Raw genomic sequence first — 25,081 nt, forward strand, 5'->3', positions numbered from 1 at the left:
GCATGACTGAAGGCAACGAGAGCGCGTCGTTCGCGCTCTTGGACGATTGCGACTCGACCGCGTCCGCGCGGTCGAGTCGTTTGTATTCCGGTTTCGTGCGCGAACGCGTGTGCACGGATCCGGCACGGCTCGACGAAGTCGATGCGGCGGTGGCGCAGGATCTGCGCGACGGGCTGCATGCGATCGTCGTTGGCGACTACGAATTCGGACGCAATCTGGACAGAGCGCAGCCGGGCCATGCCCCGCTGCGCTTTTTGCTGTATGCGCGCTGCGAGCGCCTGTCGCGCGACGAAGTCGATGCTTGGCTCGCGCAGCAGGACGGCGGCGGCCCGCCGTCGATCGCGGGCGTCGCGCACGTCGCGAAGAGTGTGTCGCGCGACGCGTTCGACGCGGCGATCGCCGCGGTGCACGACGCGCTGCGGGCGGGCGATTCGTATCAGATCAACTACACGTACCGGTTGAATTTCGACATGTTCGGCACGCCGCTCGCGCTGTACCGGCGGCTGCGCGCGCGTCAGCCCGTGCGTTACGGCGCGCTGATCGCGCTGCCCGACGGCGCGTGGGTCGTGTCGTGCTCGCCGGAGCTGTTCGTCGAGAAGCACGGCGACGTGCTGCGCGCGCGGCCGATGAAGGGCACCGCGCCGCGCTCGGCCGATCCGCGCGACGATGCGGCGGCTGCCGCGTTCCTCGCGAACGATCCGAAGAACCGCGCGGAAAACGTGATGATCGTCGACCTGCTGCGCAACGACGTGTCGCGGATCGCGCGCACGGGCACGGTCAAGGTGCCGGCGCTGTTCTCGGTCGAGCCGTATGCGTCGGTGTGGCAGATGACGTCGACGGTCGAGGCCGGCTGGCGCGACGGCACCACGTTCGCGCAGATGCTGCGTGCGCTGTTTCCGTGCGGATCGATCACCGGTGCGCCGAAGCACAAGACGATGGAACTGATCGACGCGATCGAGTCGACGCCGCGCGGGCTCTATACGGGCGCGATCGGCTGGCTCGATGCACCGAAGGAAGGCCTTTCGGCAGGCGCTGCGGTGCCCGACGGCGTGGCCGGCTGCGGCGATTTCTGCCTGTCGGTCGCGATCCGGACGCTGACGCTCGATGCGGTCGGTATGAATGCTGCCGCAACGATCGGCTCGCGCGACGCGGCAACGGCCGCTAGCGGCCGGCGGCGCGGCAGGATGGGTGTCGGCGCGGGCATCGTGCTCGACAGCGTCGCCGCCGACGAATATGCGGAGTGCGAATTGAAAGCGCGATTCCTGACCGATGCCGATCCCGGCTTCCAGTTGTTCGAAACCACGGCCGCGACACGTGCGGACGGCATCCGGCATCTCGAGCGCCATCTCGCGCGGCTGCAGCGCAGCGCGGATGCGTTCGGCTTCCGCCTCGACGCCGATGCGTTGCGCCGCGAGATCGACGCGCGCTGCGCGGCGCTCGACGGCAACGGCCCGTACCGGATGAGGCTCGCACTCGCGAAGGACGGCACGGTCGACATCACGGCCGCGGCGCTGAAGCCGCTGCCCGCGGGGCCGGTCGGCGTGATGCTCGCGTCCGCGCACGGCTTCGCGCCGACCTGCGCGGACGATGCGCTGCTGCTGCACAAGACGACGCGCCGTGCCGAGTACGACCGTGCATGGCAGGCGGCGGAAGCGCTCGGCGGCTTCGACATGCTGTTCGTCAACGAGCGCGGCGAGGTGACGGAAGGCGGGCGGTCGAATGTGTTCGTGAAGCGTGATGGCGTGTGGTTGACGCCGCCGTTGTCGTGCGGCGTGCTCCCCGGCGTGATGCGCGGTGTGCTGCTCGACGATCCGGCGCTAGGCGCAAAAGAGCGTGTGCTGACGCTCGACGATGTGCTGAACGCGGACGAGTTGATGATCTGCAATGCGTTGCGCGGGTCGGTCGCGGCGCGGCTGATTCAAGGCAGCGCACCGGCCTGAACACGGATTACTTCCCCGGCGTGCATTGCCAGCTTTGTACGATGGCGTGCCCACGCCTGTAACGCGCGACGCAAGTCTGCGCCTGTCTGCCGAGCGGTCGTGCGATCACGACGCTCGTATTCCCGTAGTCGCATGAGACCCAGTAATCCTCACGGTTTTCAGCGAGCGACCAGGTATAGACGTCGCTTTTGCGTTCGGAGCGCGAGCGGTTCGGCAGCAAGGACATCATCCGGTCCGGCGGCCCTGACCAGAAGGTGACGCTGGCAAGCGGGTAGGTGCTTTGCGTGTCGAAGCTTTTCCAGCCATCGGGTGGTTGACCGTCGAGCCGCTGGGTAACGGCAACGCGTGCGGGGCAGTCTTCGGTCGCAGCGGACGCGGGTAATGCGACGAGCGGACTGCATGCGAGCGCGGCGATGGCGAGCAGCCGATGTTCAGCCGCCTTTTCATACACATGCGCCATCTTTTCCACTCCTTCGCTTGACGAAGGTTTGATGGTCGCAGCGACGAAGGTGTGCAGGAATAGGACGAGTTAGAAAGTACGTATTGTCCGCAATGCACTACGAGAAACGGCGCACCGCATCGCGGCCACGTCAGCGAGTGTGCCGCAGCAAGCGCCGACCGCGCGCCACGGCACGCCCGTCCCGCGTCAGAACGAGTGTTCCGGGCCCGGGAACGTGCGGTCCTTCACCGCGCTCACATACGCCTCGACGGCCGCCTGGATGTTCGGCTGGCCCTGCATGAAATCCTTCACGAAACGCGGCCGCTTGCCGGGGAAGATGCCGAGCATGTCGTGCAGCACCAGCACCTGACCCGAGCAATCGAGGCCCGCACCGATGCCGATCGTCGGGATCTTCAGCATGTGCGTGACTTCGGACGCGACGAGCGTCGGCACCGCTTCGAGCACCACGAGTTGCGCGCCCGCATCTTCGATCGCCCGCGCATCGCGCAGCAGCTGCGCGGCGCCGGCTTCCGTGCGGCCCTGCACCTTGAAGCCGCCGAACGCATGCACCGACTGCGGCGTGAGGCCGAGGTGCGCGCACACCGGCACCGAGCGTTCGACGAGGAAGCGGATCGTGTCGGCGAGCCATTCGCCGCCTTCGAGCTTCACCATCTGCGCGCCGGCGCGCATCAGCGTGACCGCGTTCGCGAACGCCTCGGCCGGCGTGCCGTACGTGCCGAACGGCAGATCGGCGACGACGAGCGCGCGCGGCTGCACGCGCGCGACGCATGCGGTGTGGTACGCGATGTCGTCGAGCGACACCGGGAGCGTGGTCGTGTGGCCCTGCAGCACGTTGCCGAGCGAATCGCCGATCAGCAGCACGTCGGTGCCGGCGCGATCGAGCAGCGCGGAAAAGCTCGCGTCGTAGCAGGTGAGCATCGCGATCTTCTCGTCGGCTTCGCGCATTGCCTGCAGCTTGGGCACCGTGACGGCAGGCCGGCTCGATTCCTGGAGATAGGTCATGGGAAATCCGGTTCGATGGGGAGGAACGACAGGCGAGGACGCGTCAGCGCGTCGTCTCGCCCTTGACGAAGAATTCCTTGCGGCCGCGCATCGTGTCGATGCGCTCGACCAGCAGCGCGAGGTCTTCGGGGGAATCCAGCGGGTTCAGGTGTTCGGCTGCGACCGTCAGCACCGGCGTGCGGTCGTAGTGATAGAAGAATTCGTTGTATGCATCGACGAGCGAGCGCAGGTACGCGTCGCTGATCTGCAGCTCCATCGGCAGCCCGCGCTTCTGGATGCGCGAGAACAGCACCTCGGGGCTCGCCTGCAGGTAGACGACGAGATCGGGCGCGGGTGCCTGCGGCACGTCGAGGTGCGTCGCGATCGACCGGTACAGCTGCCATTCGTCTTCCGGCAGGTTCAGCCGCGCGAAGATGTCGTTCTTCTGCGGCATGAAATCGGCGACGACGGGCCGGCCCGTATCGAGCGCGCCGATCAGTTCGCGCGCCTGCTGCGCGCGCTGCAGCGCGAACGACAGCTGCGCGGGCAGCGCATAGCGCGCGGTGTCGCGATAGAAGCGTTCGAGGAACGGGTTGTCCTGCGGTCGTTCGAGCAGCGCCTGCATCGACCAGCGCTCGGCGAAGAGGCGCGCGAGTGTCGTCTTGCCGACGCCGATCGGGCCTTCGATCACGAGGTAGCGATGCGGGGCGCGCAGGTCGGGCGCGGTGACGGTCAGCGGAGTGGTGTTCATCGGCAGGGGTTCTTGTCGGCGTCAGCGCCGGCGGCAAGGGCCTTCTGCATCAGGCATTGGCAGGTCTGCACCTTCTCGACGCGCTGATCGGCGACGGCGGCGAGGAACGCATCGGCGCGGCCGCGCGCGGGGATGTCGAGCGCCGGTTCGATTTCGACGAGCGGCACGAGCGCGAATGCGCGATCGGTGAGGCGCGGATGCGGGACGATCAGGTCGGGTTCGTCGATCGAATCGGAGCCGAACAGCAGGATGTCGAGGTCGAGCGTGCGCGGCGCGTTGCGATACGGGCGCTCGCGCCCGAAGTGATGTTCGATCTTCTGGCAGAGCGCGAGCAGCTCCCGGGCCGACAGCGTCGTGTCGAGCTTGACGACGCAGTTGTAGTAATCGTCGCCGCCCGCTTCGAAGGGCGCCGTGCGATACAGGCTCGATTTGCCGAGGATCGAGATGGTGCGCTGCTGCGCGAGGCACACCACCGCGTCCTTCAGGGTCTGGCGCGCATCGCCGAGATTCGCCCCCAGTCCGATATATGCAACCGTCATGGCATCACTTCCTACGTCGTTCGCCGGCGAGCGCGTCAGTCGTCGGAACCGCCCGCGGTGTCCGGCGCCTGCTCGGCGGCGCCTTCGCCCGGCTTGCGATTTCGCGCACCGCCGCGGCGGCGCCGCTTGCGGGGCGATTTTTCCTTCGAGCCGCCCTGCGTGAGGAGTGCCTCACGGGCGGCCGCGTCGCCTTCGATGAAATCCGTCCACCACTGTCCGACTTCCGCATCGAGCTCGCCGGATTCGCAGCGTAACAGGAGGAAATCATACCCCGCTCTAAACCTTTGGTGTTCCAGCAGCCGCATCGCGCTGCGGCCCGAGCGTTTTTCGAGGCGCAGTTGCAGGCCCCAGATCTCGCGCATGTCGGCCGAGTAGCGCTTGTGGATCGCGAGCTTCTCGGTCTGCATGTCGAGCACGTCGTCCATCGCGCGATGGAGCGCCGGCACCGGGATTTCGCCCTCCGCCGTGTATTGCTCGAAGCGCTGGCGCATGTCGTGCCACAGCAGCGTCGCGAACAGGAAGCCCGGCGACACCGGCTTGCCGGCGCGCACGCGCGCGTCGGTGTTGTTCAGCGCGAGCGTGATGAACTTCTCGCCCTGCGGCTGCTCGAGCACGACGTCGAGCAGCGGCAGCAGCCCGTGGTGCAGGCCTTCCTTGCGCAGCTGCTGCAGGCACGCGAGCGCGTGGCCCGACAGCAGCAGCTTCAGCATTTCGTCGAACAGGCGCGCGGCCGGCACGTTGTTGATCAGGTCGGCGAGCGCGTTGATCGGCTCGCGCGTGTGCGGCTCGATCTCGAAGCCGAGCTTCGCCGCGAAACGCACGACGCGCAGCATCCGCACCGGATCCTCGCGGAAGCGCGTGGCCGGGTCGCCGATCATCCGCAACAGGCGGGCGCGCATGTCGGCCATCCCGTCGTGGTAGTCGAGCACCGTCTGCGTCGACGGGTCGTAGTACATCGCGTTGATCGTGAAGTCGCGGCGCGCGGCGTCTTCGTGCTGTTCGCCCCACACGTTGTCGCGCAGCACGCGGCCGCTCGCGTCCACCGCATGCGTGCGGCGGTCGAGTTCGTCGCGCTTCAGGCGCTTCGGCGGCTCGGCCGCGGCGGCTTCGGGCGGGGCGTCGACCAGCGCGCGGAACGTCGATACCTCGATCAGTTCCTGGCCGAACTGCACGTGGACGATCTGGAAGCGGCGGCCGATCAGCCGCGCGCGGCGGAACAGGCGCTGCACCTCGGTCGGCGTCGCGTCGGTCGCGACGTCGAAGTCCTTCGGTGCGATGCCGAGCAGCAGGTCGCGCACGGCGCCGCCGACGATGAACGCGCGAAAGCCCGCCTGCTGCAGCGTGTCGGTCACGCGCACGGCGTTCCGCGAGATCAGCGACGGATCGATCTGGTGCACGCTGGCCGGCACGACGGTCGGCTCGTGGTTGCTGCGCGCCTTCTTGGCGCCGCCGCCGCGGCTCCCCTTCGCGGGGCGCGGGGCAGCGGCCGTTTCGACGGCGGGCGCCTCGACGGGCGACGTGTGTTCGGCGCCGTCCTGGCCGAGCAGCTTGCGAATGAATTTTTTGATCACGACGTTCAGAAGAGATCGAGGATGCGCCAGCCGCGGTCGCTTGCATGCGCACGCAGCGTGTCGTCGGGGTTGGTCGCGATCGGGTCGGTGACTTTCTCGAGCAACGGGATGTCGTTGTGCGAGTCGCTGTAGAAGTAGCTGTGTTCGAAGTCGTCCCAGTGCTTGCCGAGCGACGCGAGCCACGCTTCGGTGCGCACGATCTTGCCTTCGCGATAGCTCGGCGTGCCGGTCGGCCGGCCCGTGTACGGCGAGTCGGGATGGCCGTCGGTCGTTTCGACCTCGCACGCGATCAGCGTGTCGACGCCGAACGCGGTCGCGATCGGACGCGTGATGAATTCGTTGGTCGCGGTCACGACGCAGCACAGGTCGCCGGCATCGAGGTGCTTGCGCACGAGTTCGAGCGCGGCGGGCGTCATCGCGGGGCGGATCACCTCGTGCATGTACTGCTCGTGCCATTCGGCCAGCTGCGCGCGCGAATACTTCGCGAGCGGCGTGAGCATCGCGCACAGGTAAGCATGGATGTCGAGCTTGCCGGCCTTGTAGTCGGCGAAGAACTGATCGTTCTGACGCGAGAAGCTTTCCGCGTCGACGATGCCGAGCTTCACCATGAAGCGGCCCCATTCGTGGTCGCTATCGGTCGGGATCAGCGTGTGATCGAGGTCAAAGAGTGCCAGATTAGTCATGGAAGCGCATTTTACTCGAAGCGGTTCGGGCCTGTGCCCGGTGGTGCGATGTCGTCGCCGGGGCGGGCCAGCATCCGGCGCAGCAGCGGCAGCGTGACGGCGCGTTTCTGCTCGAGCGAGAAGCGGTCGAGCGCGTCGAGCAGCGCCATCAGGCTCGGCATGTCGCGGCGGAAATGGGTGAGCAGGTAAGCGGCGATGTCGTCGGTGAGCGCGATCCCGCGCTCCTTCGCCGCGAGCTTCAGTACGGCGATCTTGCCGGCGTCGGACGGCGGCGACAGGTGGAACACGAGCCCCCAGCCGAGGCGCGTGCGCAGATCCTCGCGCACGTCGAGCGCGAGCGGCGCCGCGGGGCCCGCCGCGACGAACGCGCTCGACGGGTGCGCGCGGACCTCGTTGAACAGGTTGAACAGCGCGACCTGCTGCGTGTCGCTCATCTTGTCGCAGTCGTCGATCGCGTAGATGCCGATGCGCGGGTCGAACGTGAACGCGCCGAGCGGGCTTTGCGGCGTCAGGTAGCGCGCGTAGCCGTACGACGCGTCGCTCACGAGCGCCTGCAGCAGGTGGGTGCGGCCGCTGCCGGGCTCGCCCCAGATGTAGAACGACCGGTCCGGCACGGGCCCCGCCGCGAGCGCGAGGTCGAGCTTCTGGAGCCGCGAGATGAGCTCGTCGTTCTCCTCATTCATGATGAAGTTGTCGAACGTGGCGGGCGGCGGCGTGCCGAGATCGAGCGTCAGTTGACGGGACACAACAGTCACAATGCAGGTCGGTTGATGAAACGCGCGCCGTACGCCGGGCACGCGCGGGGGGCTGCTCCGGTGCCTGAACACGCGGCCGCACGCACGGCGGCGCGCGGTTTCCGGCGCGGCTCGCGGGGCGATGAAAACGGGGACGTGTCGACCAAGATGCAATCCCTGACGATTCGGTGCTGGGAATTCCGGCCAACGGGCCGGCTTCGGGTAAAATCGCATTTTACCGACCTTCTCGCATTCCCCCATGAATCCTCCGAAATCCGCTCCCGACGCCCAAGGTCTGTCCTACCGCGACGCAGGCGTCGACATCGACGCGGGCGACGCGCTCATCGACAAGATCAAGCCTTTTGCGAAGAAAACCCTGCGCGACGGCGTGCTCGGCGGCATCGGCGGGTTCGGCGCGCTGTTCGAAGTGCCGAAGAAGTACCAGGAGCCCGTGCTCGTGTCGGGCACCGACGGCGTGGGCACCAAGCTCAAGCTCGCCTTTCATCTGAACAAACACGACACCGTCGGCCAGGATCTGGTGGCGATGAGCGTGAACGACATCCTCGTGCAGGGCGCCGAGCCGCTGTTCTTCCTCGATTACTTCGCGTGCGGCAAGCTCGACGTCGACACGGCCGCGACCGTCGTCAAGGGCATCGCGCATGGTTGCGAACTGTCCGGCTGCGCGCTGATCGGCGGTGAAACGGCCGAAATGCCGGGCATGTACCCGGACGGCGAATACGACCTGGCCGGTTTCGCGGTCGGCGCGGTCGAGAAGAGCAAGATCATCGACGGCAGCACGATCGCCGAAGGCGACGTGGTGCTCGGCCTCGCGTCGAGCGGCATCCACTCGAACGGCTTCTCGCTCGTGCGCAAGATCATCGAGCGCGCGAACCCCGACCTGTCGGCCGATTTCCACGGCCGCTCGCTGGCCGACACGCTGATGGCGCCGACGCGCATCTACGTGAAGCCGCTGCTCGCGCTGATGCAGAAGCTGTCGGTGAAGGGCATGGCCCACATCACCGGCGGCGGCCTCGTCGAGAACATTCCGCGCGTGCTGCGCGAAGGCCTCACGGCCGAGCTCGACCAGAACGCGTGGCCGCTGCCGCCGCTGTTCAAGTGGCTGCAGGAGCACGGCGGCGTCGCCGACGCGGAAATGCACCGCGTGTTCAACTGCGGGATCGGGATGGCCGTGATCGTCTCGGCAGCCGATGCCGACGCGGCGATCGCCGACCTGACGGCCGCCGGCGAACAGGTGTGGAAGATCGGCACCGTCCGTGCGAGCCGCGAAGGCGAGGCGCAGACGGTCGTGGTCTGACGCAGCGCACGCAGGATGCAGCAAGGAAAGCCGCCCGGAGTCGATCCGGGCGGCTTTTTTTCTGGCGTGGCCGTTGGCGTATTGGCGGGCGGCCCGAAGAAGGAACGACAATGACCGAAGACGAGGGTATCGCACGCAAGCAGGATCGATGCGCAGCGATCCTGCCCCGTTATTGATCGTCGATGCGACCGTCGAGCACGCGTTCGAGCGTGTCGAGCGCCTGCGCCGTCGAATCCGGCGCGACGCAGTCGACGACGATCCGCTCCGGCATCGCGCGCAGCCACGTGATCTGCCGTTTGCACAGCTGGCGCGTCGCGAAGATGCCTTTGTCGCGCATGGTCCGGTAGTCGGTGTCGCCGTCGAGGAATTCCCATGCCTGCCGGTAGCCGACGCAGCGCATCGACGGCAGGCCGAGATGCAGATCCTCGCGGCGGCGCAGCCGTTCGACTTCGTCGATGAAGCCCGCGTCGAGCATCGCGTCGAAGCGTTGCGCGATGCGCGCGTGCAGCACCGCGCGGTCCGACGGTTCGAGCGCGACCGGCACGAAGCGATAGGCCGCGGCCGCGTCGTCCGCGCGCCGCGGCGCGGCGAGCAGCACTGACATCGGCTGCCCGCTCAGCAGGAACACTTCGAGCGCGCGCTGGATCCGCTGCGAATCGTTCGGTGCGAGCCGCGCGGCCGTCGCCGGGTCGACCTGCGCGAGCCGCGCATGGAGTGCCGGCCAGCCGTCGCGCGCGGCCTCGGCGTCGAGCTCGGCGCGCACGGCCGGATCGGCAGTCGGCAGGTCGTTGAGGCCCTGCGTGAGCGCCTTGTAGTACAGCATCGTACCGCCCGCGAGCAGCGGCGTGCGGCCGCGCGCGGCGATCTCGCCGATCAGGCGCAGCGCGTCCGCGCGGAATTCGGCCGCCGAATACGCATCGGCCGGGTCGATGATGTCGATCAGATGGTGCGGCACGCTCGCGCGCTCGTCGCGCGTCGGTTTCGCGGTGCCGATATCCATGTCGCGGTAGACGAGCGCCGAATCGACGCTGACGATCTCGATCGGACGGCGCGCGGCGAGCGCCAGCGCCGCGGCCGTCTTGCCGGAGGCGGTGGGGCCGAGCAGGCAGGCGATCGTCGTCGGAGCGGACTGCGGTGTAGCGCTCATTGTCCGCGCATGAAGAGACGGTCGAGATCGTTCAGCGTGAGCTGATACCACGTCGGCCGGCCGTGATTGCACTGGTCCGCACGTTCGGTCGCTTCCATCTGGCGCAGCAGCGCGTTCATCTCGTCGAGCGTCAGGCGCCGGTTCGCGCGCACCGCGTGGTGACACGCAAGCGTGCCGAGCAGCTCGTGCTGGCGTTCGGTGAGCACGCGCGAACCGCCGAACGCGTGCAGGTCGGCGAGCACCGCGCGCGCGAGCGACTGCAGGTCCGCGTCCTTCAGCAGCGCGGGCACCGCGCGGATCGCGAGCGACGTCGGCGACAGCACCGCGAGGTCGAAGCCGAGCGATTCGAGCGTGTCGCGTTCTTCCTCGACCGTGCCGATCTCGACCGGCGTCGCCGTCATCGAGATCGGCAGCAGCAGCGACTGCACGGCGACCGTGCGGTCGGCGAGCGCGTTCTTGAACTGTTCGTACAGGATCCGTTCGTGCGCCGCGTGCATGTCGACGATCACGAGGCCGTGCGCGTTCTGCGCGAGCACGTAGATCCCGTGGATCTGGCCGAGCGCGAAGCCGAGCGGCTGCTCGTCGTGCGCGGTGGCGGCGAGCGGCGACGCGACGAAGCCCGACAGCGGCGCGGCCGGCGCAGCCGCTGCATCGGCCGCGTCGCGCGCGACGATCGTCGTGCCGTCCGGCGTGCCCGCGCCCGTGTCCTTGCGGCCGAACAGCGCGTCGTAGAGCGCGAGCGGCTGCGCGACCGGCAGCGTGCCCTGTGTCATGCGCGCCTGGCGCATCCATGTGTTGCCCGACGACGAGGAGGACGACGCCGACGAGAAGCCGCTGCCGCCCGTGCCGGCGGCCGCGTCCTGGCCGAGCGGCGTATTCAGGAACGACGCGGGGCCGCTCGGCGCCGGTGAGAGTTGTGCGGCATGGCCGCCCGCGGTGGTTTCCGGCGACGCGCCCGCGTGGCGCGCGAGCGCGCGCTGCACCGCGTGGAATACGTACTGGTGGATCGAGCGCGAATCGCGGAACCGCACCTCGATCTTCGACGGGTGCACGTTCACGTCGACGGCTTCGGGCGGCAGATCGAGGAACAGCACGTACGACGGGTAACGGTCGCCGTGGAGGACATCCTCGTACGCCGCGCGCACCGCGTGCGTGAGCAGCTTGTCGCGCACGAAGCGGCCGTTGACGAAGAAGTATTGCTGGTCGGCGCGGCCGCGGCTCGCGGTCGGCAGGCCCGCGCAGCCGTAGACGGCGAGCGGCCCGGCCTGCTCGTCGAGCGGCAGGTGTGCGGTCGCGAAGCCGTCGCCGAGGATCTTCGCGACGCGCTGTGCGGGTTCGGTCGCGTTCCAGTGCTCGACGGCCTTGCCGTTGTGCAGCACCGAGATCGCGACGTCCGGCCGCGCGAGCGCCGCGCGGCGGATCATTTCGAGGCAGTGGCCGAACTCGGTCTGCTCGCTTTTCAGGAATTTGCGGCGCGCGGGCGTGTTGAAGTACAGCTCGCGCACCTCGATCGTCGTGCCGACCGCGCCGGCGGCCGGCGACAGCGCGCCCGTGGTCGCGTCGATCTTCGTCGCATGCGCGACCTCGGCCGTGCGGCTCGTGATCGACATCTCGGCGACCGACGCGATCGACGCGAGCGCTTCGCCACGGAAACCCAGCGTTGCGACCGCCTCGAGCTCCTCGAGCGAGCGGATCTTGCTCGTCGCGTGACGCATCAGCGCGAGCGGCAGTTCGTCGGGCGGAATCCCGCAGCCGTCGTCGGTGATCGAGATGCGCTTGACCCCGCCTTCCTCGAGCACGATGCGCAGCGTCGTTGCGCCGGCGTCCATCGCGTTCTCGAGCAACTCCTTGACGACCGACGCCGGGCGTTCGACCACCTCGCCGGCGGCGATCTGGCTGATCAGCTGGTCGGGCAGGGGCTGGATCGCGCGCAGCGGGCGCGCGGCGGGCGTGGGCACGGCGCCTGCGGCCGTTTCGGTGATTTCGGACATGGCCGAATTATAGCGAGGCGGCGGCGGATGCCGTGGCCGGGGCCGCTTACGTTTTTTTCACGGAGCCTTAAGGTAGTTTCGGTATGATGACTGCGTTCCGCGCACCGCCTTGTGCGGCGGGCACTTCCGCTTTTCGGCCGCTCCGGCCCTTTCGCCTTCGAGGAATCGCATTTGGATACGCTGCTTCATTTCGTCAACCTGGTCCTGCATATCGACGCGTTCCTCGGCGACTTCATCCGGCAGTACGGTGCGTGGGTGTATCTGGTGCTGTTCCTGATCGTGTTCTGCGAGACGGGGCTCGTCGTGTTGCCGTTCCTGCCGGGCGATTCGCTGCTGTTCATCGGCGGCGCGTTCGCGGCGACGGGCGACATGAACGTCGGCGGGCTGATCGTGCTGCTGCTGGTCGCTGCGATTGCCGGCAATACCGTGAACTACCTGATCGGCCGCTGGGTCGGGCCGAAGGTGTTCAATACGCATATCCCGGTGCTCGAGCGCTTCCTCGATCGCGCGGCGTTGCAGAAGACCCACTCGTTCTACGACAAGCACGGCGGCAAGACGATCGTGCTCGCGCGCTTCATCCCGGTCGTGCGTACGTTCGCGCCGTTCGTCGCCGGCGCGTCGTCAATGAGCGTCGCGCGCTTCCAGCTGTTCAACGTCATCGGCGCATTGCTCTGGGTGCTGCTGCTGGTGCTGCTCGGCTACTTCTTCGGCAATATCCCGTTCATCCGCCAGTATCTGAACGTGATCGTGCTGGCGGGGATCGGCGCGGCGATCGTGCCGGTCGCGCTCGGCGCGCTGTGGAAGCTGGTGCGCGGGCGGCATTCGGGCGGTACGCAGAACACGCGCGGCCGCTGAGCCTGCGCGTTTTCCGCTTCGGCGCAGTGAAAAGCGTGGCAGTTGCCACGCTTTTTTTTTCGTCCGTGCGGTTCGTGCGGTCCGATCGATTGCCGATGTGCGGTATCGGCCGATCCGGCTGCTTGACGCCGGCTGCTTCAGTCAGAATCCTGCGAACCGCTTGGCGACACCGTTCCTCAGGTCGTGCGATGGAAGATCGGCGTTTCGGGCGTCGGGTATTGCGCGTCGCGGAACGTCTCGAGGATCACGCGGTTGGTGTCGCAGTACACCTGCCAGTAGTTCTCCGGCTGCGTCGACGGACGCACGAACAGCAGCGGGCCTTCCGGCGTGAACTGCAGCACGCCGACGTCCGGCGCAGGCACCTTCATCACGTTCGGGATCAACTGGATCTGCGTCTTCAGGCGGTTGATCGCATCGGCCGCGTCGACGCCGTTCGCGATCTTCGCGGTCAGGTCCACGCGGCGATGCGGCGTCGCGCTGTAGTTCGCGATGTTGTCCGAGAAGATCTTGTTGTTGCCGACGATCGTCACGACGTTGTCGGCGGTGATGATCGTCGTGCCGAACAGGCCGAGTTCCTTCACCGTGCCCGTGACGCCGCCCGCGCTGATCACGTCGCCGATCTTGAACGGACGCAGTACCTGCATGAACACGCCGGCGGCGAAGTGCGCGAGCAGGCCGCCCCAGGCCGTGCCGATCGCGAGGCCGAGGCCGGCGAGCAGGGCGGCGAACGACGTGGTCTGAACACCGAAGATCTGCAGGATCGCAAGGATCAGCAGGATCGTCAGCAGCACGCTGACTACGGAGGTCAGGTAGTCGGTGAGCGTCGGGTCGACCTTGCCGCTGCGGCGTACCACCTTGCCCAGCAGGCGCGTGCCGAGGCGGATCGCCCAGCGGCCGATGAACCACAACGCGATCGCGGCGAGGAGGTTGAGGCCGAAGTCGAGGCCGCGGGTCATTAGGAATTGCTGGGTGGATTCCAGGTTCAGCATGGGGGCTCCATGGCGGGTTTAAAGAATGGCCTGCGGCCGATTTTCGTCGCACGGTTATAACCGACCTGCATGACCGAGACAACCACCGCACCTGCCGGAGCAGCGGCATGTAAAACGTTTCAATCCGCGTGTCGCATGCCGTTTGCCACGACACGAACATTGTTAAATCGGGTATGCAGTACGTATTAATTACCGCTTATTACCGGTCGATCGTGATGCGGACTGATCCTATAACTTACAGAGTGATTTCGGGTGTGTCCGACTTCCATGCGATAATGCCGGCGTCGGGAGACCCTGCGCTGTAAGTCGCGAGAACCTGAGCGGGCAGTTCGATTGCATGAGACGGTCGAACACCCCTGATAACAGGCGCAATCGGCCGGCTGCCAATGCCGGACGTGCTTTGCAGGTGTGCCGTCGTGTTGGTTATTTTCCGTGGTTTTCCGACGTTCGTTCGCTAACTGGCCAGGTATCCGTGGCGGGATTCGACGTGCAGTAACCATTTCTTCTGTTGTCACAGAGGGGGGATTTGTTGCTTTTTCGGTCGTCAATGTCCGAAAGAGTGCAAATTTAAGTGAAGAATTTTTGAGACGCCGGTGGCCTGATCGAGTCAATCGGCTGATGAATGAGCGTTCGGGTGTTCGGGGGATGCGTTGATTGAACGCCCGGGAAATGACGCTTGCAAATCAATAGTAAAAAGTCTTGGCCTCAAGATCCATGAAAAAGAGTGTATTGGCAATTTCCGTTCTTGCCGCTGTGGCGCTTTCGGGGTGTGCAACCTATCCGGACTGGATACCTGCTTCCGGTGCGTCGCGCCAGAAAGTGCAGGAAGTGCCGGAAACCGGCGGACGGATCGAAGGCATTCAACTGGTGGACGTCAACGATACGTTGGCGCGGAAACTTGCCGACAGCAAGAAGCTGGGCCAATTCGCGAACATCTTTCCGAGTGCGGTTACCAACAACTACCTGATCGGCCCGGGCGACGTCATCGAAGTGACGATCTGGGAGGCGCCGCCGGCGATGCTGTTCAGCACGCTGGCGCCCGCGCAGCCGATGACGACGAGCACGGCCAACAGCGTCACGCTGCCCAACCAGATGGTGGCCTCGGACGGCACGATCACCATCCCGTTCGCGGGGCGGATCCCGGTCAAAGGGCGCACGACGGAGCAGATCGAGTCGAGCATCGTCGGCCATCTCAAGGGCAAGGCGAACCTGCCGCAGGTTCTCGTCAGCGTCACCAAGAACAATGCGTCGAACATCACGGTCGTGGGCGAAGTCAACACGAGTGCGCTGATGCCGCTGACCCCGAAGGGCGAGCGTCTGCTCGATGCGCTGGCATTTGCGGGCGGCGTGAAGCAGTCGGTCAACCGCATGGCCGTGCAACTTTCGCGAGGCAGTGTCACTGCGACGATGCCGCTCGATTCGGTCATTCGTGATCCGCACCAGAACGTCGTGCTCAAGCCGGGCGATGTCGTGACGGCACTTTTCCAGTCGCAGAGCTTTTCGGTGTTGGGCGCAACGGGCAAGAACGACGAGATTCCTTTCGAAGCGCAAGGCATTTCGCTGGCCCAGGCGCTCGCGCGTTCGGGTGGCCTCAACGACAACCGTGCCGACGCGCGCGGCGTGTTCGTGTTCCGATTCGAAGACGCGAAGCTGGTCGATGCGCAGGACAAGGCGGTCAGGGCCATCAACGGCACCGTGCCGGTGGTCTACGAGATCAACCTGCGGGATCCAGCAGCGTTCTTCGTGACACAGAACTTCCCGATTCAGAATCATGACGTGATTTACGTCTCGAACTCGCCCGAGGTTGAGTTCAAGAAGTTCCTTACGCTCGTTGTGATGGTCGCCAGCCCGGCGGCGACGCTCAACCGCGAACTGGAGTAAGGCGCGATGTCGGGAAAGGTGCGTACTCCGTTCGAGGTCACGGTCTCCGTCTGGAGAGCCATGTTCCTGCGCGAGGCACTGGATCGGTTGTTCGAAGCGCGTGCGGCGTGGCTGTGGTTGTTGATGGAACCCGTGATTTATATCGCGATACACGCATTCGGATATACGACCTTCCGGATTCACGAAGTCGGTGGAATCGCGATAACCATGTGGATCATCGCGGGATTTATTGGCTTCCTGCTGTGGCGGCGCACGTGGATCCAGGTGTTGCACGGGATTGATTGCAACTATGCGTTCTTTGTCTACCGACAGGTAAAGCCTTTTGATGCGGCGATCGTGAGAGCGGTGCTGGAGCTGTTTCTAATGGTTCCGATCTCGATCATCATCATCGCGGCAGCACTTGCTACGGGGCGTGTGATAACGCCCGATCTGCTTAATCCGGTTTTGCTTCCGGCGGATCCACTATTGGCAATCGCTAGCCTTCTGGGGTTGTGGTTGTTTGGTCTGGGACTCGGATTGGTCACGTCGGTAGCGATGAATTTCGTTCCCGAAGTAGACCATATCTTCAAGTTGTTTTATTTGCCGCTTTATTACATCTCAGGTGCCTTGTTTCCGATTATGTCGATACCCAATCCATATCGGGACATTTTGCTGGTCAACCCAGTCGTACATGGTCTGGAGTTGGTCCGGATCGGCTTTTTGCCTTCGTATCACACGGCACCCGGCGTCAGTCTGACTTATCTCTACGGGTGGGCTCTTGGCTCCATGTTGCTGGGTCTGGCGCTTTACCGTCGTTTTTCTAATAAATTGGTGACGCGATGATCTGTATCGAGGACGTCCATAAGCGTTACATGACCGAACACGGCGTCGGGAAATGGGTGTTGCGCGGGATCGACATGACGATACCGCCAAAGCAAAGCGTCGCGCTGATCGGAGTGAACGGAGCCGGAAAGTCGACGTTGTTGCGCATCATCGGTGGCGTCGACCATCCCACCAAGGGGCGTGTCGAGCGGTTGTGTCGTGTGTCGTGGCCGATGGGGGCGGGTGGGCTCGAGGGAACGTTGACCGGACGTCAGAACGCAAAATTTGTCTGCCGGATTCACGGTCGACAGGACGAACTCCGGGATCGGCTCGCCTTTATCCAGGATTTCGCAGAGTTGGGCGAGGCTTTCGATAGACCGGTTCAGACCTATTCGTCGGGGATGAGATCGCGTCTGCAATTTGCATTGTCGCTCGCATTCGACTTCGACGTATATATATCCGACGAGGTCACGGCTGCTGGCGATGCAAAATTCAGAAAGAAAGCTGCTGACGCATTCAAGGGAAAAACAAGCCAGGCGAGTGTGATCATGGTTTCTCATGACGAAAGCACGCTTCGGCAGTTCTGTCAGTCTGGAATTTGGATTAATGAAGGTCGCGCTTCCTGGTTCGATGATCTCGACGAGGCATTGCGGGCATACAAGGAAAATATTTTTGCATGAACAAGCAGCTATCCATCGGGAAAGGGGGCGTTGTCGCTCGGCTGGTGGCCATTTTCCGAAAGGCCAAAGATGTCGCGTGTTCTGTCCGGATTTTTAGTCTGATTATAAAAGTTATTTTTATTTATGCGGTGATATCCATTCCGTACTGGCTGCTGATCGCGTCTGATCGTTATGCATCGGAGGCGAACGTCATCATCCAGACAACCGATCAAATCAGCAATCCAGGCGTGGACGTATCGGCAATCGTGCCGGGTGCCGGCGGCCCTAACCGTGCAGATCAGCTGCTACTGCGTGAATATCTGTTGTCACTCGACATGCTCAAGAAGCTAGATGCTTCCCTGGATTTGCGCTCGCATTTCAGCAATTGGCGCCGCGATCCCATTTCGCGGATGTGGTTCAAAAATGCGCCGACTGAATGGTTTTATCAGTACTGGCTGTCGCGCATCGACGTCCAATACGATGACTATAGCGGGGTATTACATATTCGAGCGCAGGCATACGATCCCGACATGGCGCAGGCGATTGTGAAGCTGATGGTTCGTGAGGGTGAGGCCCACATGAATCAGATTGGGCATCAACTGGCGCAATCGCAAGTCGATTTCCTGTCGAGGCAAGTGACCGCGGCGCACGACCGGCTTCTGGATGCAACGCATACCGTAATCGACTTTCAGAATCGCAAAGGCCTGGTCGCTCCGCAGGCGACGGTGGAGAGTCTGAACGCAATCATCGACAAGCTCGAAGCGCAAAAAACCGATGTTCAGACCCAGTTGTCGGCCCTGCCGGCGTCCCTGAGTCCGAATCAGCCCACGGTCGTGATGCTCAGGAACACGCTCAATGCACTTGAGCAACAGATCGCCCAGAAGCGAGCCGAACTTGCCTCTCCGTCGCGAAGAACGCTCAACTACACCGTCGAAGAGTTCCAGCGTCTGCAAATGCAGGTTGGATTCGCTCAGGATCTGTATAAGACGGCCCTGTCTGCATTGGAGAAGGGGCGGATGGATGCTGCGCGGACCTTGAAAATGGTCTCGATCATTCAGACGCCGACCAAGCCGGGCTATCCGACGGAGCCGGGACGGCTCTACAACGCCTTTGTCACGTTGCTGCTTGCGGCTGCGCTGGCCGGAGTGGTGAAGCTGCTGGAAAGCATCATCATGGATCACGTGGATTGAGAGCGGGGATGGCAATGAGAACCCTGATCGTGCTCGGAACGCGACCTGAAGCGATAAAGATGGCGCCGCTGGTCAACGTGCTGAAGAAAGATCCGGAGATCGACGCGAAAGTCTGCGTGACCGCGCAACATCGGCAGATGCTCGACTCGATGCTCGGGTTCTTTCGTGTTCGTCCCGACTACGATCTGGACGTCATGGCCCCCGATCAATCCCTTCTCGGCATGACGAGCAGGGCATTGGCAGGCCTCGATTCCGTGTTGAGCGATGCTCGTCCGGACCTAGTGCTGGTACAGGGCGACACGTCGACAACGCTCGCCGCGGCGCTATCGGCACACTATCGGCAAATCTGTGTAGGTCACGTGGAGGCAGGTCTTCGCACCGGGAATTTGTCGGCTCCGTGGCCTGAAGAAGCGAATCGCCGCCTGACGAGTGTCCTGGCGAAGTATCACTTCGCTCCGACATCGCATGCGCGTGACAATCTTTTGCGAGAGGGTGTCTCGGAAGATCGCATCCACATCACGGGCAATACGGTTGTCGATGCCCTGTTGGAAACCGTGGCTGGCATGCACGAGGATGCTGCTCAGCACAAGGCGCTGGAAACTCGATTCGCTTTTCTCGATCCGGAAAAACGGTTGATTCTTGTTACCGGCCATCGCCGGGAAAATCTGGGCGAAGGGCACGAGGCCGTGTGTCTCGCGCTGCAGGAAATCGCGCAGCGGGGTGACGTCGAAATAGTTTTCCCGGTGCACCTTAATCCCAAGGTCAAGCAACCGGTTCATCGTCTTCTCGAAAATGTTCCCGGCGTGTTCTTGATCGAACCGCAGGATTACCTGCCATTCGTCTACTTGATGAACCGGGCAGCACTGGTCATCACGGATTCCGGTGGCATTCAGGAAGAAGCGCCGGCCCTGGGCAAGCCCGTACTTGTGACACGCGAGACGACGGAGCGCCCGGAAGCCGTTGCGGCGGGTACGGCAAAGGTTGTGGGAACCGATCAAGCCACAATCGTTGCGGAGGCAACCAGGTTGCTTGACGATCCGGCGAGCTATGCCGCGATGGCGCGAGCGGCGAATCCGTACGGTGATGGCAAGGCTGCGCAACGCATCCGCGATATTCTAGTGAGTACACGTTGAACACCATTTCAATCATCGGTCTTGGCTATATCGGCTTGCCGACCGCAACGCTATTCGCTTCACGCAAGCGGTGGGTCATTGGCGTCGATGTATCGCCGTATGTCGTCGATACGATCAACCGTGGTGATATTCACATTGTCGAGCCTGAACTGGACATCCTGGTCCAGGCGGCGGTGGGCGCCGGATATCTGAGAGCGGCGACTCAGGCCGAGCCGGCGGATGCATTCGTCATTGCCGTACCGACGCCATTGACACCGGATCACCGGCCCGATTTGAGCTGCATCGAATCGGCGGCCAGATCGATCGCTCCCGTGCTTTCCAAAGGCAACCTCGTCATTCTCGAATCGACGTCGCCGGTGGGCACGACAGAAATGTTGGCCAATTGGCTGGCCGAGATGCGCCCAGACCTTAGTTTTCCGCAGCAGGTGGGCGACGTGTCCGATATTCGTATCGCCTACTGTCCTGAACGTGTTCTCCCGGGGAGAATCGTTCATGAGCTGGTTGTGAATGATCGTGTGATCGGCGGCATGACACGCGGCTGTTCCGACGCAGCCGTCGCACTCTATAAGGCATTTGTGCAAGGTGATTGTATTGTCACTGACGTGCGCACTGCGGAGATGTGCAAGCTGACCGAGAACAGCTTTCGTGATGTCAACATCGCTTTTGCCAACGAGCTTTCGATGATTTGCGACAAGCAAGGCATCGATGTCTGGGAGCTTATCAAGCTGGCAAATCGGCATCCTCGCGTGAATATCCTGCAGCCCAGTTGCGGCGTGGGCGGGCACTGCATCGCCGTCGATCCCTGGTTCATCGTGGATAGCACGCCGGATGAATCGACATTGATTCGCGCCGCTCGCCATGTCAATGATGTCAAGCCCCAGTGGGTCATTCGCAAGGTGAGCGAGGCCATTGTCGAGATGACGAGGTCGGGCGCTACGCGCGGCGATATCCGCATCGCGTGCCTTGGCATTACTTACAAGGCGGATATCGACGATTTGCGTGAAAGTCCGGCGCTGCAAATTGCCGGAATTCTGGCCGAAAGCCACCGCGGCAAGGTCATGGTAGTGGAGCCGAATCTCGCAGAAATGCCGGAACGCTTGGCGAATTCGGGTTTGGTTCTGGCAACGCTCGATGAGGCGATTTCTCGAGCCGACATATTAGTTTTGCTGGTTGATCACGCTGAGTTCAAAAGCGTAAAACCTGGCTGGAGCGACGGAAAGGTGCTTATCGATACTCGTGGCATTTGGAAGGGCGTAAAATAATGATCGAACAAGAAAATTCTACCACCCGGGTCAATGTTGAATCTCGCCTCCATGAAATGAAAGAGGAAAACGAGATTCTGCTACTGCAACTTCACCAGGTTCAGGAAGAGCTCGAACACCACTATCAGCAGAAGAGAGCTGCGGAAGAAGGTTGGCCGAGCGGGGCGCTGGGAAATGTCGTGCCGGTCGCGGGCGGGACCGATGACGAGTTTCACAACGCGCTGGTTGAAAATCAGCGCTTGCGTGCCTTGGTGAGCGCGCAGAGAAAGGTTCATCGGCTCGAAAGGGAAAACGCCCTGAATATCAAGCTCGGGAATCTCTTGATTCAGGGCGTCGACTCGCCGAAGGCGCTGTTCTCCGTACCCGGTGCACTCGGGAAGATCTGGCGCAGCTATCGTCGTCAATCGCCTCCCGAAGTGCTGGGCGGGAAAGCCTTTACGAAGGTCATTGCCGCATATGACGAGGGTGGCTTCGAGGCGGTGGAAAAGCTGATGGCCGGCAACGGCATTTCACCGGTCACGCGCGCGAATGGCTATACGACGCTTGGGCGACATTTGATGACTGGCGATCGCGCCGGCGCAGCAGAGGCAGCGCAACGCGCATACTCGCTGGAGCCGAAGTCCTTTCGACTAAAGTGGCTCGCCTTCCGGCTTCATGAGGCTGGCAGTCTCGCTGAAGCGGAAGCATTGCTGGACATCTTGCCGTCGGATACGAAATTCAGTGATTCGGAGGCTCGTCAAGCCAGCCAGTTGCGTTATGAGGCCAAGCATGCTCGCCAACGCGAAGCGAAGCAGCGTACCGGATTCGCCGAGCGCCGGGACCAGTTCGAGAAGCAACTGGGCAGTCTGGCTCGCGCGCGTGACGAGAGCGCGCGATTGCTTGCCGAACGTAACCGCGAAGTCGAGGAGCTGACGCGGATCAATGCGCAATTGAGGCAGGAAAAGTCCGCGTTGGCAACGCACCAGGAAAAGGCGTTGAAGCATTCGGGCGTTCGAGATCAGGAAGTCGATACGCTTAAACAGGCCAATGCGCGCCTCGAACGAGAAAAATCTAATCTCGAACGAGAAAAGGCAGTCATTGAAAGAAAAAAAGCAGATCTCGAACGAGAAAAGGCAAACCTCGAAAGAAAAAAAGCAGACCTCGAACGAGAAAAGGCAAACCTTGAGCGAGAAAAATCTGGCCTCGAGCGTGAAAAATCCGAGCTTATGGCTCGCCACGAAAATGCTGTCAGACAGGTGACCGAGCGTACGCAGGAAGTCGAAATCCTGAAACAGGTCGAAGAGCGATTCGGGCAAGAGCGCTCCAGGCTCGTCGAACAGCATGAGAGAAACGTCGAGCATGTCGGCGAACTCTGTCAGGACGTCACCGACCTGACAGAGGCTAAAACGCAACTGGAAGAAGAACTGCTTGCCTCAATCGCAATGCATGAGGAAGTGATCGAGCAACTGATTGCTTGTAGCCAGGAAGTCGAGACCATGAAGCAGGCGTGGGCTCAACTGGAACAGGAAAAACTGTCTGCATTGGCGCAACACGACGAGATCAGCGCGCAGGTGGTTGAGCGAACAAGGCAGGTCGAAGCACTGGAACGGATCTCGATGCGGCTCGAACAGGAGAAGGCGGCGCTCGAGCGGCAGCACGAGGCGACGCTCCGGCAATCGGCCGAGCAGGCACGACACGTCGTGGATCTCGAACAGATGGCTACGCGACTGGAGCTGGAAATAAGGGTGCTGACTGCGCGGCATCAAGCGGAGATTGCGGCGCAGGTGGCCGAACGCGCGCGAGAAGTCGATGTCCTTGCACAGGATCGGGCACGTCTTGAACGCGAAAATCTGACGTTGGCCGCGCAGTACGAAGACGTCGTCAAACACGTGAGCGAGCGCGATCATGAAATTGAACTGCTGACGCAGGTCAAAGCCAAGCTGGAACAACAAGCCTCGGCACTGACCACCCAGCTCGAAGGTGCCAACGAGCATGCGACCGAGCGTTCGCGCGAACTCGAGGCGCTCAAGCAAGCCAATGCCGTGTCCGAGCGAGAGCGGCAGACGTTGGCGGCGCGGAATGAAGACGCCGTCAAGCAGGAGGTCGAGCGCAAACGAGAGATCGAACTTCTGCAGGCGGCCAAGACGCAACTGGAAGGCGAGAAATCGACCTTGATGAGTCAGCACGGCGAGTCATCCCGACTTGTGGCGGAGCACGTCGAGCAAATCAACGCGTTACAACAACAACTCGAAAATCAACAGGAGAGCGATGCGGAGTTGAAGGCGCGTCAGAGGCTGGTGCAGGAAGAGATGATTCGAGCGGAAGCGCAGCTTGAGCTGATCAAGGACATCCTGCTTCGAGAGCCAGAGCTATGAGAAAGAAGTCGGTGAACGTGCGCTACAAGGCACTGGCCAATCAACGTGGGCGGTCGGCAGAAATTGTCGAGGTTCGGTCCGAGCAAACCGTCGTGCCTTACGACGAGAATTTGCTTGAACGAGCACGTACCCAGTGGCAGTTTGGCGATTGGCAAAGCCTCGCCAGGCTGGAGCGCGCCACCCTGCAACATCATCCCGATCGTGCCAAGCTGGCGTTGCTCGCGGCATCGGGGCGTCTGCAGCTGGGAAGGTTCGCCGAGGCGAAGCTGTATGTACGACTGGCTCGGGACTGGGGCGTCAGCGAGCGTCATCTTTGTCAGATTCTCGTCGCTGGTGTTCATAACAGCCTGGGGCGTGCCGCTGTCGTCGCAGGAAGTTTACCTCGGGCATTGAAGCATTTCGAATCGTCTATCAGGGTCGGTGCACCTGGATCGGACAAGGTGCTGCTGACCAAAGCGCGAGTCAGTCAACAGTGCCAGGAGCTTGGCATGACGTCCACGTATCTCGCCAGTGACGCAAGCGCTGCACTGCGCGAACTTCCTCGTGCAAGTTCCGCATTCGAAGTCGTCACGCTATCAAAGCACCATCTCGGTGAGGCATGGGCGGGTAATACCATCAATACCGTCATTTTCCGACATCACGGAATCCTGACCCATCTCGACTGGCAGACTACCGCGTTCTATGTCGATTCACGCAGGCTGCGCATTGTTCAGCGCAATCTGAAGACGGAAGTTATCGAGAGCCATGATATTGAAGGTGCGTACGACCTGAATGATGCGCACAACAGTATTAGCCTTGGCGTCGACCGGAGGGGGCATGTCCACCTGTGTTACGGACATCATGCTACGCGATTGCGCTATCGCCGAAGCATCAGGGCCAACGATATCAACGGGTGGACGGATGAGCTTCCGATGACGGGGACGTCCGAGGAACGGGTGACCTATCCAACCTTCGTTCAGCCGCATCACGGGTTTCCACTGGTCTTGCTCTATCGTGACGGCGTGCACGATAGCGGAAACGCTCGCGTCAAGGTTTATGACGAAGAGACCGAGAGTTGGGCGGATCGCCCCTTGCCGATTCTGAGCGGCAGTGAGTCGAAGCCATGGACGAGCAACGCCTACTGGAACCATCCTGCCATCGGTAGCGACGGAAGTCTGCACCTCAGCTTCGTGTGGCGCACGCATACGCTCGGTGAGGAAGATCTCATCAACAACGTGAATATCGGATACGCATGTTCATTCGATAACGGCGTCAGCTGGCAGACATCAAAGGGGCGAGGCTATCAACTTCCGATCACTCAGGTAAATGCCGAAATCATTTTTCCAGTCTCGCCTGGAAGTAATCTGATCAACCAGTGCAGCATGGCACTGGACAGCCGAAATCGTCCGCATATTGTTTTCTATGCGGACGATTCGGGTGGAATTCCTCAGTATCAGCATTTGTACTTCGATGGTGCGCAGTGGCGGCATCAGATCATTTCAGCGCGCACTCAGCCTTTTGTGTTGCGAGGGAAGGGGACGCTGCAAATTCCAATTAGTCGCCCGGAAGTCGTTGTCGATCGGTTCGACAACGTATACGTCATCACTCGCGGAGATCATAGTCGCGATCGAATGGCGGTGACTATGCTTGCGGCACCTGACTACCTTTGGTCGGAAAAACACACACGATTCATTCTGGATGAGGGTTTCGGCTTTGCCGAGCCAATCATCGATCGAACTCGCTGGGAAAATGAGAGTGTTCTCAGCCTGTTGTTGCAGCGTAACGAACAACCAGCGCATGACCTTGATTGCCAAGTTGTGAACGCTGCAGTCACGTTGTTGGACATCAAATTCACGAATAACTAAA

General features: G+C 62.7%; 21 protein-coding genes. 11 read left to right on the forward strand and 10 right to left on the reverse strand.

What is annotated here, in order from left to right; genetic code table 11:
- Positions 1-2 precede the first annotated feature (2 nt).
- The gene (locus tag U4012_RS05925; protein WP_321796917.1) at positions 3-1,940 is read left to right on the forward strand and encodes a bifunctional anthranilate synthase component I family protein/class IV aminotransferase; all 1,938 of its coding nucleotides are present in this window, start codon (positions 3-5) and stop codon (positions 1,938-1,940) included.
- Positions 1,941-1,947: 7 nt separating this feature from the next.
- Here the strand turns inward: U4012_RS05925 and U4012_RS05930 are convergent, their stop codons facing one another.
- The 7 genes from U4012_RS05930 to hda form a co-directional block, all read right to left on the reverse strand.
- Positions 1,948-2,400, reverse strand: a complete 453-nt coding sequence (locus U4012_RS05930) for an STY0301 family protein (RefSeq protein WP_321796919.1) — start codon at positions 2,398-2,400, stop codon at positions 1,948-1,950.
- A 186-nt stretch (positions 2,401-2,586) separates the two neighbouring features.
- The gene (panB, locus tag U4012_RS05935; protein WP_044844052.1) at positions 2,587-3,402 is read right to left on the reverse strand and encodes a 3-methyl-2-oxobutanoate hydroxymethyltransferase; all 816 of its coding nucleotides are present in this window, start codon (positions 3,400-3,402) and stop codon (positions 2,587-2,589) included.
- A gap of 43 nt (positions 3,403-3,445) precedes the next feature.
- Positions 3,446-4,132, reverse strand: coding sequence for a deoxynucleoside kinase (locus U4012_RS05940; protein ID WP_044844053.1), 687 nt, complete (start codon positions 4,130-4,132; stop codon positions 3,446-3,448).
- Entirely contained in the window at positions 4,129-4,671 is a 543-nt protein-coding gene (folK, locus tag U4012_RS05945; protein WP_044844054.1) for a 2-amino-4-hydroxy-6-hydroxymethyldihydropteridine diphosphokinase, read from the reverse strand. Before folK ends, U4012_RS05940 begins: the two co-directional genes overlap by 4 nt.
- A 35-nt stretch (positions 4,672-4,706) precedes the next feature.
- Positions 4,707-6,242, reverse strand: coding sequence for a polynucleotide adenylyltransferase PcnB (gene pcnB / locus U4012_RS05950; protein ID WP_321796924.1), 1,536 nt, complete (start codon positions 6,240-6,242; stop codon positions 4,707-4,709).
- 5 nt (positions 6,243-6,247) lie between these two features.
- Complete coding sequence (locus U4012_RS05955; protein ID WP_044844056.1) at positions 6,248-6,925, reverse strand: HAD family hydrolase; 678 nt, start codon at positions 6,923-6,925, stop codon at positions 6,248-6,250.
- 11 nt (positions 6,926-6,936) lie between these two features.
- Positions 6,937-7,671 carry a DnaA regulatory inactivator Hda gene (gene hda / locus U4012_RS05960; protein ID WP_044844057.1) on the reverse strand — a complete coding sequence of 245 codons (735 nt, stop codon included), beginning with the start codon at positions 7,669-7,671 and terminating at the stop codon, positions 6,937-6,939.
- A gap of 247 nt (positions 7,672-7,918) precedes the next feature.
- Here hda and purM point away from each other — a divergent pair, with 247 nt between their 5' ends.
- Entirely contained in the window at positions 7,919-8,974 is a 1,056-nt protein-coding gene (gene purM, locus U4012_RS05965; RefSeq protein WP_014897998.1) for a phosphoribosylformylglycinamidine cyclo-ligase, read from the forward strand.
- 169 nt (positions 8,975-9,143) lie between these two features.
- Here the strand turns inward: purM and miaA are convergent, their stop codons facing one another.
- Together miaA and mutL are read right to left on the reverse strand one after the other, a co-directional pair.
- Positions 9,144-10,121 (reverse strand): tRNA (adenosine(37)-N6)-dimethylallyltransferase MiaA, encoded by a 978-nt coding sequence (gene miaA, locus U4012_RS05970; RefSeq protein WP_321796928.1) that lies wholly within the window; start codon positions 10,119-10,121, stop codon positions 9,144-9,146.
- Entirely contained in the window at positions 10,118-12,112 is a 1,995-nt protein-coding gene (gene mutL / locus U4012_RS05975) for a DNA mismatch repair endonuclease MutL (RefSeq protein WP_321796930.1), read from the reverse strand. Before mutL ends, miaA begins: the two co-directional genes overlap by 4 nt.
- 171 nt (positions 12,113-12,283) lie before the next feature.
- Between mutL and U4012_RS05980 the strand changes: the two genes are divergently transcribed.
- Positions 12,284-12,967: a DedA family protein gene (locus U4012_RS05980; protein WP_124551347.1), complete on the forward strand. Its 684-nt coding sequence runs from the start codon at positions 12,284-12,286 to the stop codon at positions 12,965-12,967.
- Between the two features lie 176 nt (positions 12,968-13,143).
- Here the strand turns inward: U4012_RS05980 and U4012_RS05985 are convergent, their stop codons facing one another.
- Positions 13,144-13,956, reverse strand: a complete 813-nt coding sequence (locus U4012_RS05985; protein ID WP_321796933.1) for a mechanosensitive ion channel family protein — start codon at positions 13,954-13,956, stop codon at positions 13,144-13,146.
- Between the two features lie 714 nt (positions 13,957-14,670).
- Here U4012_RS05985 and U4012_RS05990 point away from each other — a divergent pair.
- The 8 genes from U4012_RS05990 to U4012_RS06025 are packed head-to-tail and all read left to right on the forward strand — an operon-like array spanning position 14,671 to position 25,080.
- A complete protein-coding gene (locus U4012_RS05990; protein ID WP_124668535.1) occupies positions 14,671-15,837 on the forward strand; it encodes a polysaccharide biosynthesis/export family protein in 1,167 nt (388 codons plus the stop codon).
- 6 nt (positions 15,838-15,843) lie between these two features.
- Positions 15,844-16,659 (forward strand): ABC transporter permease, encoded by an 816-nt coding sequence (locus U4012_RS05995; RefSeq protein ID WP_124668534.1) that lies wholly within the window; start codon positions 15,844-15,846, stop codon positions 16,657-16,659.
- The gene (locus tag U4012_RS06000) at positions 16,656-17,318 is read left to right on the forward strand and encodes an ABC transporter ATP-binding protein (RefSeq protein WP_124668533.1); all 663 of its coding nucleotides are present in this window, start codon (positions 16,656-16,658) and stop codon (positions 17,316-17,318) included. Before U4012_RS05995 ends, U4012_RS06000 begins: the two co-directional genes overlap by 4 nt.
- Positions 17,315-18,487 carry a chain-length determining protein gene (locus U4012_RS06005; RefSeq protein WP_321796936.1) on the forward strand — a complete coding sequence of 391 codons (1,173 nt, stop codon included), beginning with the start codon at positions 17,315-17,317 and terminating at the stop codon, positions 18,485-18,487. The genes U4012_RS06000 and U4012_RS06005 overlap by 4 nt, the downstream gene beginning before the upstream one ends.
- A gap of 14 nt (positions 18,488-18,501) precedes the next feature.
- A complete protein-coding gene (wecB, locus tag U4012_RS06010) occupies positions 18,502-19,620 on the forward strand; it encodes a non-hydrolyzing UDP-N-acetylglucosamine 2-epimerase (protein WP_124668532.1) in 1,119 nt (372 codons plus the stop codon).
- On the forward strand, positions 19,617-20,882 hold the full coding sequence (gene wecC / locus U4012_RS06015) for a UDP-N-acetyl-D-mannosamine dehydrogenase (RefSeq protein WP_321796939.1): 1,266 nt from the start codon (positions 19,617-19,619) through the stop codon (positions 20,880-20,882). Before wecB ends, wecC begins: the two co-directional genes overlap by 4 nt.
- Entirely contained in the window at positions 20,882-23,236 is a 2,355-nt protein-coding gene (locus U4012_RS06020) for a hypothetical protein (protein ID WP_321796941.1), read from the forward strand. Before wecC ends, U4012_RS06020 begins: the two co-directional genes overlap by 1 nt.
- Positions 23,233-25,080, forward strand: a complete 1,848-nt coding sequence (locus U4012_RS06025) for a BNR repeat-containing protein (RefSeq protein WP_321796943.1) — start codon at positions 23,233-23,235, stop codon at positions 25,078-25,080. The genes U4012_RS06020 and U4012_RS06025 overlap by 4 nt, the downstream gene beginning before the upstream one ends.
- The last annotated feature ends 1 nt before the right edge of the window (position 25,081 follow it).

This window comes from Burkholderia sp. BCC1988 (assembly GCF_905339895.1).
GTDB lineage: Bacteria > Pseudomonadota > Gammaproteobacteria > Burkholderiales > Burkholderiaceae > Burkholderia.

Excerpts from the sequence above, each read along its gene's own strand:
- U4012_RS05995 (WP_124668534.1), top strand. The coding sequence starts at position 15,844 with ATGTCGGGAAAGGTGCGTACTCCGTTCGAGGTCACGGTCTCCGTCTGG.
- U4012_RS06005 (WP_321796936.1), top strand. The coding sequence starts at position 17,315 with ATGAACAAGCAGCTATCCATCGGGAAAGGGGGCGTTGTCGCTCGGCTG.
- purM (WP_014897998.1), top strand. The coding sequence starts at position 7,919 with ATGAATCCTCCGAAATCCGCTCCCGACGCCCAAGGTCTGTCCTACCGC.
- mutL (WP_321796930.1), bottom strand. The coding sequence starts at position 12,112 with ATGTCCGAAATCACCGAAACGGCCGCAGGCGCCGTGCCCACGCCCGCC.
- panB (WP_044844052.1), bottom strand. The coding sequence starts at position 3,402 with ATGACCTATCTCCAGGAATCGAGCCGGCCTGCCGTCACGGTGCCCAAG.
- U4012_RS05940 (WP_044844053.1), bottom strand. The coding sequence starts at position 4,132 with ATGAACACCACTCCGCTGACCGTCACCGCGCCCGACCTGCGCGCCCCG.
- U4012_RS05930 (WP_321796919.1), bottom strand. The coding sequence starts at position 2,400 with ATGGCGCATGTGTATGAAAAGGCGGCTGAACATCGGCTGCTCGCCATC.
- U4012_RS05955 (WP_044844056.1), bottom strand. The coding sequence starts at position 6,925 with ATGACTAATCTGGCACTCTTTGACCTCGATCACACGCTGATCCCGACC.
- U4012_RS06025 (WP_321796943.1), top strand. The coding sequence starts at position 23,233 with ATGAGAAAGAAGTCGGTGAACGTGCGCTACAAGGCACTGGCCAATCAA.
- U4012_RS05990 (WP_124668535.1), top strand. The coding sequence starts at position 14,671 with ATGAAAAAGAGTGTATTGGCAATTTCCGTTCTTGCCGCTGTGGCGCTT.
- folK (WP_044844054.1), bottom strand. The coding sequence starts at position 4,671 with ATGACGGTTGCATATATCGGACTGGGGGCGAATCTCGGCGATGCGCGC.
- U4012_RS06000 (WP_124668533.1), top strand. The coding sequence starts at position 16,656 with ATGATCTGTATCGAGGACGTCCATAAGCGTTACATGACCGAACACGGC.
- miaA (WP_321796928.1), bottom strand. The coding sequence starts at position 10,121 with ATGAGCGCTACACCGCAGTCCGCTCCGACGACGATCGCCTGCCTGCTC.
- U4012_RS05925 (WP_321796917.1), top strand. The coding sequence starts at position 3 with ATGACTGAAGGCAACGAGAGCGCGTCGTTCGCGCTCTTGGACGATTGC.
- U4012_RS05985 (WP_321796933.1), bottom strand. The coding sequence starts at position 13,956 with ATGCTGAACCTGGAATCCACCCAGCAATTCCTAATGACCCGCGGCCTC.
- U4012_RS06020 (WP_321796941.1), top strand. The coding sequence starts at position 20,882 with ATGATCGAACAAGAAAATTCTACCACCCGGGTCAATGTTGAATCTCGC.
- wecB (WP_124668532.1), top strand. The coding sequence starts at position 18,502 with ATGAGAACCCTGATCGTGCTCGGAACGCGACCTGAAGCGATAAAGATG.